Source organism: Carnobacterium sp., from assembly GCF_032094055.1.
GTDB lineage: Bacteria > Bacillota > Bacilli > Lactobacillales > Carnobacteriaceae > Carnobacterium_A.
The window spans coordinates 43,063-45,583 of record NZ_DAMDAK010000001.1 but is presented as its reverse complement, the minus strand read 5'-3'; the positions used below and the strand labels follow the sequence as shown (position 1 = coordinate 45,583).

3 protein-coding genes, 1 pseudogene and 1 other annotated feature are annotated in these 2,521 nt (G+C 35.3%); all 4 genes and pseudogenes read left to right on the top strand.

Annotated elements, in window-relative coordinates:
* Positions 1 to 213: pseudogene (locus RT405_RS00265) on the top strand (septum site-determining protein MinD); the annotation flags it as partial.
* A gap of 23 nt (positions 214 to 236) precedes the next feature.
* Positions 237 to 490 (top strand) — a binding site (T-box leader).
* Between the two features lie 83 nt (positions 491 to 573).
* Positions 574 to 1,374, top strand: coding sequence for an amino acid ABC transporter substrate-binding protein (locus RT405_RS00260; protein WP_313466703.1), 801 nt, complete (start codon positions 574 to 576; stop codon positions 1,372 to 1,374).
* A gap of 74 nt (positions 1,375 to 1,448) precedes the next feature.
* Positions 1,449 to 2,084 carry an amino acid ABC transporter permease gene (locus tag RT405_RS00255; protein ID WP_313466702.1) on the top strand — a complete coding sequence of 212 codons (636 nt, stop codon included), beginning with the start codon at positions 1,449 to 1,451 and terminating at the stop codon, positions 2,082 to 2,084.
* Between the two features lie 15 nt (positions 2,085 to 2,099).
* Positions 2,100 to 2,521 (top strand): ATP-binding cassette domain-containing protein (locus RT405_RS00250; RefSeq protein WP_313466701.1); only part of this gene is annotated, 422 nt, incomplete at its 3' end.

Here is a 2,521-nt window from a genome sequence, read left to right as displayed (position 1 = left end):
TTATCTGTAGATTTATTAGGCATTATTTTTGATGATGATGACGTTGTTCGTTCATCTAATAAAGGAGATCCGATTGTTTTAGACCCTAAAAATCCGGCATCCCAAGGTTACCGTAATGTGGCACGACGTATCTTAGGTGAAACCGTTCCGCTGATGTCCCTTAAAAAAGAAAAAGAAAGTTTTTGGAAGAAAATATTTGGCAAACGAAATTAATTATGCTATAGTTTGTAAAATAAACAAAAGCAATGAAGAGAAAAAGTAAGATTAGCGTCTTTAAAAGAGAGGTTGCGGTTGGTGAGAGCAATCAAAGATCTATTCTGAACACACATCTCTAAGCTGGCAGTTGAATGCGTTAAGGTGTTAGTAAACTGTCCCGGATGTACCCGTTAACGTACTAGCGTTTAGTATTTTTGAACGTGATGAGATAGTTTTCTGCGAAGAGACTATAAAAAAAGGTGGAACCACGATAATTTAAACTATCGTCCTTTGTTTTCCTGTTGATCAGGAAAGCAAAGGACTTTTTTTGTTTTCTTTATTTAAAATAATCAAAAAAATAAAAAAGGAGAGGTTAACATGAAAAATAAATTGATTAAAATGATGATTGCATTGGGTTCAGTGGCAATGTTAGCAGCAGGATGCAGCAGCAATACATCTAAAGCAGATAATTCCGATAAGATTATGGAAAAAGGTCCGTTAGTTGTGGGATTGGATGATACCTTTGCTCCAATGGGATATAGCAATTCAAGCGGTGAAATTGTTGGGTTTGATGTCGATTTAGCCAAAGAAGTTGGGAAACGGTTAGGCATTGCCGTTGAGTTTCAAACTATTGACTGGTCTATGAAAGAAACAGAGATAAACGCAGGGAATATTGATGTGATCTGGAATGGTTATACCATTTCAGAAGAACGTAAAGAAAAAGTTGCTTTTAGTGAGCCCTATTTAAATAATAGTCAAGTTATTGTTGTTTTAAAAAATAGCACTATTCAAAAGAAAGCAGACTTAAAAGGTAAAACGTTAGCTGCTCAACAAGGATCGAGTGCAGTGGATGCCATTATGGCAGATAAATCGAATATTGTACCATCACTCAAAAATGGCGAAATTATTCAGTATCCCTCTAATAATGATGTATTCAATGATTTGAAGTCTGGCAGAACTGACGCGATCGTTGTAGACGAAACGCTTGGTCGTTATTATATGAAGCAGAACACCGATGCCGATTACCGAGTGCTGGATGAGGACTTTGGTGAGGAAGAATATGCAGTAGGTTTTCGAAAAGCAGATGTGAAATTGAAAGAAGCTGTGAACGAAACATTAGCATCTATCAAAAAAGATGGAACATATGACAAGATCTATAGCGATTGGTTTGCAGAGTGAGTAAACGATAGTCTAGTGACTATTAAAAAAACAAACTAACTAACTAATAAAAGTAGCGAAAGGGGAAAAAGAAGATGAACATAATAACTGACATTATGCCAGCTTTACTAAATGGATTAGCCACTACGTTAAAACTATTTTTTATTATCTTTGTCTTAACGATTCCCTTAGGGTTTCTGATAGCCTGTATCAGAATTTACGGCCCAAAATGGGTGACATGGATCATTCAGCTCTATATCTATATTATGCGTGGGACACCGCTGTTGTTACAATTGATGGTTATTTTCTTCGGCCTTCCGATAATTGGGATAACTTTTGATCGTTTTACAGCAGCCATTTTAGCCTTTTTATTAAATTATACAGCCTATTATGCTGAGATTTTTAGAGGAGGAATTTTATCAATTCCTATCGGACAATTTGAAGCTATCAAAGTTTTGGGAATGGGGAAATTTCAAGGATTTAAACGAATTATTATTCCGCAAGTTTTTCGGATCGTACTGCCTTCAATAGGAAATGAAGTCATTTCGCTTGTAAAAGACACGTCACTTGTATACATCTTAGGGTTAAGTGAGTTGTTAAGAGCTGGGCAAATTGCAGCTAATACGTATGCTTCACTGCTTCCCTTTGTAGCAGTAGGCATCATTTATCTTCTGCTTACTGGAATCATTACAGTAGCTTTGAACTTTATTGAAACAAAATTCGATTTTTAAAGAGGTGAAAATAAAATGGTATTAAATGCAGTAAACATTTCGAAGGAATTCAATCAGATAAAAGTAATCGAAGACTTTGACTTTACAATAAAGGCAAAAGAAATTGTGACATTAATCGGGAAATCTGGTACAGGAAAAACTACTTTAATGCGGTTGTTGAATGGACTTGAAGAAACGGATCAAGGTTCTATTTCTATTGCCGGCAATTATTTATGCAAAAATTCTACTGCTGGCAAAGCGGAATATACGACTAAAAGAGAGAGAGCGGCCTATAGAAAACAAATTGGAATGGTTTTTCAAGATTATCAATTGTTTCCAAATTTAACGATTATAGAAAATTGTATAGAAGCGCCTGTTGGGCAAAAAATAATGTCAAAAAATGAAGCGGTAGATAAAGCTGAATCTCTTTTTTCGCAAATGGGTTTAGCGGATAAAAA

What these genes read in the sequence shown, in the direction of transcription:
- RT405_RS00260 (WP_313466703.1), top strand. Translation starts at nt 574, where the DNA reads ATGAAAAATAAATTGATTAAAATGATGATTGCATTGGGTTCAGTGGCA.
- RT405_RS00255 (WP_313466702.1), top strand. Translation starts at nt 1,449, where the DNA reads ATGAACATAATAACTGACATTATGCCAGCTTTACTAAATGGATTAGCC.